The organism is Blautia sp. HCP3S3_C4 (genome assembly GCF_052064095.1).
Lineage (GTDB): Bacteria > Bacillota > Clostridia > Lachnospirales > Lachnospiraceae > Blautia_A.
On record NZ_JBQHWF010000032.1, the window covers coordinates 1 to 5,937 of the forward strand.

The following is a 5,937-nucleotide window of genomic DNA, read 5'->3' on the forward strand; positions in this document are numbered from 1 at the left end:
TTTCCTTTTTAACGGAAATGCGATTTCCAACAAAACGGATTAGTGATTTCCATGCGCCGGACAGGTGATGGATTTCACCCCGGATTATTCACTTGTTGGAACATAAGCATTTCATTCCATGACTTACTTTTTACAGCATTAGTCAGTTCCTGACGGATTTCTTCATTGGGAACAAAAGCAATTTTTTCTGTCTGATCATATCCAAGATATCCCAGATGGATCATATAAGTCAGTACATCATCCTTACTTTGAATATTAACAGTGTCATTTTTGAATGTTGCTGTATTAACTTTGACGGATGAGCCGGAAAGCATTTCTATGATCGCTGTTTTCAAACCATCATAATTCATGTTGATAAAAGGCACAATCGCTTCATAAGAGGCTGTTTCCGACCAGTAACTCTTATATTCTCCCTTCAGCATTACGCTGACAACAGCTCTGGGATTATAGACCTGGTAATCTTTCAGCAGATATCCATCATACCATTTCTTTACCTTATCAAAATCCTTATGGTACTTATTTGACAGCTTTTGTACTTCAGCTTCCGTAAATCCGATATACTGCGCCAGAATACTTGGACTTACCATGGTAAATTCATCAAAATTGTTTAAGGCAGACTGAGTTTTTTCCTTTTTAATCGGTAAAATACCTGTAAGATATGCAAGCTGAATATACTTTGTAGGCTCTGTCCCTTTGAAAATACCACGTAAGAAGCGGATATACTCATTCTGGATATCCTCTTTTGTAGCTTCATCACGAATCAGAACATCCCATTCATCAATAATCACAATAAACTTTCTGCCAGTTACAGTATTGATCCGTGCCAGTGTCTCTGCCAGGGAATGATTCTCTGCCAGAAGTACATCAGGATAATATTCTTTCAATTCTGAAATCGTCTTTTCGGAAATATAAGAAACAACTTTCTCAGGACCATTGGCAGGTCCCATGCACCATTGAATATCCCAGTGAATCACATCATACTGATTCAGATGTTTTCTGAAATCTTTTGCCTGACTGATTTCCAGCCTGGAAAACATTTCTTCTGAATTGCATCCTTTGCTGTAATACGCTGTAAGCATATTTGCAGTAACAGATTTTCCAAATCTTCTTGGACGACTATTGCATATAAAAGCATCTGTTGACCCCAGAACACTGTTTGTATAATTGAGGATTCCACTTTTATCAACATAGATCCTTGCATTCAAAGCTGCCTGAAATGCCAGATTATCAGGATTAACAAACATTCCCATATTGACACACATCCATTTCTTTAATAATTGCAAAAAAGGTTTCAAATTATCAGAACTCTTGATGAGATAATGATAACATGAAACCTTTTTTGCGTAAAGCGGTATATTGGATTTGCATCATGGGGACCGCTTCATATTTTATTTTTATGCACATCATAGGGCCTGACATTGTGGTCTTGTAAAAGGCTCATAGTTTGTCACTGTCCAGTAGAAGGCAGATGTTGCAGAACTATACTTCAGTCTGGAATGCTTCACCAGGTTGAGGAGACGGTAAATAGCAATCTTAACTTCGATATGTTGATTAGAACAACTTTTATGATTTCTTTAGAGAACTTTAAGGACGTGTTTATTCATTTTATTCGTACCTTATAGGGTCTGACCCTTGTAGCGGTCCACGATCTTCTTTGGATTACTCCATCCTTCTTCACTGTAGCTCCTTACCACAGGAACCAGTTCGATCAACGGATTGATTCCGATCATGGAACGATTCTGGTTTACACCTTCAAAATAAATCTCCTCTGTTTCTTTTCCTTCATATACAAGAAAATACTTTTTCCGCACTTCGTCTGTATTCCTTGTTCTGGTTCTTTGGGCAAATGTCTTTTTTTCTCTCATGCGCTATGCCCTCTCAACTGGAAAAATGGTGCTGAAAATAGGAATGCCTCCATACCTTCCCTCCAGATATGCCTTGTCAATCTTCTGGTCAAATCTGGCATTATATTCTTCCAATGAATAGATATCCGACTCTCCGTTTTCCTTTTTATCCACGAACCATATCTCATCCCTGCGGAGAAGATCGAAATCCATCAATCTCGACTCATGGGTTGTAACGATAAGCTGGATATTCTTCTCAGTCGCAAGGTTTAAAAATGTCTCCACAAACTTATAACTGAGACTTGGATGCAGACACCGATCCAGTTCATCTATGACATAAGTTTTTCCCTCGCCGGACAATAATATCTCCAACAGATCGAGAATACGCACTGTTCCATCCGATTCTTCTTCCAGATTAAATAACACATTTTTTCTTCCATGACTGAACTCGATTGTCTGGCATTTCACAGTATCGCTGCCATCTATCATAATAATAAACAGATCCGCAAGCGTCCTTAATATCATATTGATTCCCTTGATCTGCGGATGGTTTCTTACTTCAACCTGTTTCTGCTCGATATTTGACAGAATTTTGTCCTGCAGGTTCTTCGACAATCCATGTAGCACTTTCTCAACTGGAACATCCACTAAAGCGAAATCCGTAATCCCGGTTCCAAATGCAGATATAATCCGGCAAACCTCACTGACTTTATCTGCCTGGGCAAGATAAGAGTAATCAGAGATCGGCTGATTCGGATAATTGATATCCAGTGAATCTTTTATCCACAAAAAAACATTTTTCAGAATCGCAGCCGTTTTATGACTCTCGTACAGATTTTTTTTATTTTGATTCATGACCGCCAAAAACAGGACACTGCCATCTCCACGAATATCATCTGCATAGACATCCAGTTTTTCCTTTAACCCTTTACGTGCAAGCATACCACCCAGTTCATACGTTCCGTTTGCAATGTCTCTTGTAAAAAGTATTTTCTCTGAATTATCAGCATGAAGTTCCACCAGCCACTCTGAAATAAACCTGCTTTGGCTCAGGATAATTTCAAAACCATAAGAATAATATTTACCATCTAACAGAATCTCTACTTCAAAATAGCTTGGCTTCATAGCATTTTCCGGATTTACTTTGCAGTATTTTTCTGTATGTCCGTCCGGCAGACCACTGATCACTACCTGTTTCATAAAATCCATTGCCTTTACCAGATTGGATTTTCCGGCAGCATTCGCACCATAAACTGCCGCAAATTTCAGTAGTTTGATCTTTCCATCATCATACAGGTGTTCCTTTTTCCCACGAACACGTCCTGCAATCATAGAAAATTCTTCAGACATGTTATCTTCTCTTGATGCAAATGACAAAAAATTTTTTACACTAAACCGTATCAGCATCTTGACACCTCCTGTACATTTAGGTTATACGTTTTTTTCGTATATGTCAAGAATATTGTATTTATTATCTTGTTAAATTATGATTTTATGTGATTTTTTCGTATTATGATTCAATTTCGATCTTAAAAGCAACCTAAAAAAATTAAGCACTTACTTTTCTTGCGATATTTCTCCTTTCATTTCGCTTTTTGTCCTCGATAATACTATCATTTATGATTATTCTAAAATGAAAATCTGTCAGTCATCACAGATTTTTATTTTAATATGTTTTCCAAGTGCATTTGCATATTTCTCAAATACAACCAGCGTTGGCACCCTTTCGCCAATCTCAAACCGGGCTATATTTGACGGTTTTATCCCTGTAATATCCGCTATTTCCTGCTGCATCATTTTCTGGCGGTGTCTCTCCTCCACTAACTGCCGGATTGTTTCCGAAGGTCTGCTCAACATCTTTTCCTGGATCTTCTATATATATACTTCCAGTCTCTTTTCCCTGGATTCCTTTTCTGTCAGGTATTCTTTCATGTTCTCCTGCATTTGCTTATCCCTCTATCCCATCTCTGATATCTTATTTACGAGATTTTATCACTCGTGATAAGCTTTTGCAAGATATTTTATGTTTCTTTTACAGATCTTTTAGTTCTGTTTTATCTTCTTTATCGGTATTTCATGGGGTCTGACCTCAATGTTGTAGTAATTAACTGTGAATTGCACAGGAAGCACAATAAACCAAGAAACAACCATCTTAACAATCCACCTCCTAAAAATTAGGTAGGTGATTTGTTAGAATCCTTTTTAATCTAGTCCAGCAGACAACTTTTCACGCTTCTCTCAGAAGCATAGTTTATCTGCCCCTCATTAGCAGAGAAGTAGAAAAGGTGGCAACCTCTATAGAAGATATAGAGGAATAAGAAGAATGGAAGATAACCATCTTAACAATCCACCTCCGGTAGGTCTTTTTTAATCTAGTCCAGCAGACAACTTTTCAAACCTCTCTCAGAAGCATAGTTTATCTGCTCTTATATTATAGCACAACTTGAGTAGTTTGAATAGTTGGCAAGGGTGACGGAAATTAGAGGCATTTAATAATCAGCAAATATATTTTATCTTGCACTTTTTCAACACTTCAGTCAAACAAACAGAGATTCCTAAAGTTACTAATATTCTTAACAGATAGAAAGCAACTGAATATAGATTATTCGTCCACAGTTCTCCCCCAAACAATGAGGCTCCAAACATCAAAATCAAGTAATTTAAAGGATCTGAATACAGATAAATTCCAAAAGGGTCTCTTCTTAGAACATTAAATACCCTTGAATTAAAAATCTTACTCTTCGTAACAAAGTACGAAATCATATAAACCGTCAAACACAACAATCCCGTTAGAATAATCTTTATCACTTTCATGATAATTTTGATTGGAAATGGTATTAAAAAATGGTTTGTGATTTCGTATATTCCGTATAGAACAATGTCGGCTAAGAGTAATCTAAATTTTATATGAGAGAAAGTATCCTCAAAAATAGATCTATTCTTTTCAAACAACATTCCAATGTAAAACCATAATGTAAACTGGAAAACGGTTCTTTCCATACTTAGTTGAAATTAATGTATTAAAGTCATATAATATATTCAAAATATATTTACCAGGAAGGTTATCTGTATGGACAAATTTATTAAGTTACTTGACCCAGCCTATGGACTAATACAATATCGCATAAAAGAAAATAAAGTGATTTTTCATATTGCATCAACAATAACTGAATTAGAATGTCCGTTTTGTGGAAGCAAAACATCTAAAGTTCATTCTATTTATCAAAGAGAAATTCAAGATCTTCCTATGCAAGGAAAAAAGGTCATCCTGTTAGTCGATACCAGGAAAATGCGATGTATGAATCCGGACTGTTCTCACAAAACTTTTTCAGAGAAACATCCATTTGTGACTGCTAAATCGAAAAAAACGAACCGGTTAATCCAAAATATTTTATATACATCATCCCAGCTAAGCTCGTTGAATGCTTCTAAACTTTTAAAAAGTGAAAATATTACAGTCCGTAAAAGCAGCATCTGTGATCTGCTTAAAAAAAATGCCATCCATTGTGGATAAATCTTCTGTAAAAATGATATGTGTGGATGATTTTGCGCTCCGTAAAAGATTTTCTTATGGAACAGTTATGATAAATTTAGAGAATCATCGAATTATTGATATGATTCCGTCAAGAGACACAAATGATGTCTGCAACTGGTTGAAAACGTTTCACAATATCGAAGTTATTTCAAGGGATGGAGCCATTACATACGCATCCGCTGCTACAAATTCTCATCCTGATGTCATACAGATTAGTGACCGTTTTCACTTGATAAAGGGACTTTCGGAAGTTATCTGTAAATATATATTTCGTGAGTTTCCTGCAAGGGTTGAAATACCATTAACAGAAAGCATTACGGATGAAATGAAAGCATTGTATAACACTGCAAACCGGTCATTGCGTATAAAATTCGCCCATGAAAAACGCAGGGAAGGACTAACCATATCGGATATAGCGTTATTGCTACATTCTTCACCTAAAACAATCCAAAAATATCTTGCTATTCCTGTTAGCTTCCAGTGATTTTTCTACCTAAAGTACTCCGAGCCCTTTCTCATGCGAGAAAAGGCTCTTTTCTTCGTCATTTTTACCAACGA

Annotated in this window: 5 protein-coding genes and 1 pseudogene; 2 read left to right on the plus strand and 4 right to left on the minus strand. The window is 36.4% G+C overall.

The window, feature by feature from the left end:
- Positions 1–92 precede the first annotated feature (92 nt).
- From ACTNC6_RS15905 to ACTNC6_RS15920, 4 genes and pseudogenes are all read right to left on the minus strand, one after another.
- Positions 93–1,250: pseudogene (locus ACTNC6_RS15905) on the minus strand (AAA family ATPase); the annotation flags it as partial.
- 366 nt (positions 1,251–1,616) lie between these two features.
- Positions 1,617–1,865, minus strand: coding sequence for an RloB domain-containing protein (locus ACTNC6_RS15910; protein ID WP_441044603.1), 249 nt, complete (start codon positions 1,863–1,865; stop codon positions 1,617–1,619).
- A 3-nt stretch (positions 1,866–1,868) separates the two neighbouring features.
- Entirely contained in the window at positions 1,869–3,194 is a 1,326-nt protein-coding gene (locus tag ACTNC6_RS15915; RefSeq protein ID WP_441044605.1) for an AAA family ATPase, read from the minus strand.
- Positions 3,195–3,488: 294 nt separating this feature from the next.
- Positions 3,489–3,701: a helix-turn-helix domain-containing protein gene (locus tag ACTNC6_RS15920; protein ID WP_441044607.1), complete on the minus strand. Its 213-nt coding sequence runs from the start codon at positions 3,699–3,701 to the stop codon at positions 3,489–3,491.
- Positions 3,702–4,914: 1,213 nt separating this feature from the next.
- On the opposite strand from ACTNC6_RS15920, the gene ACTNC6_RS15925 reads away from it, so the two are divergent.
- Positions 4,915–5,358: a transposase family protein gene (locus ACTNC6_RS15925; protein WP_441044609.1), complete on the plus strand. Its 444-nt coding sequence runs from the start codon at positions 4,915–4,917 to the stop codon at positions 5,356–5,358.
- On the plus strand, positions 5,321–5,863 hold the full coding sequence (locus ACTNC6_RS15930; RefSeq protein WP_441044611.1) for a transposase: 543 nt from the start codon (positions 5,321–5,323) through the stop codon (positions 5,861–5,863). Before ACTNC6_RS15925 ends, ACTNC6_RS15930 begins: the two co-directional genes overlap by 38 nt.
- Positions 5,864–5,937 lie beyond the last annotated feature (74 nt).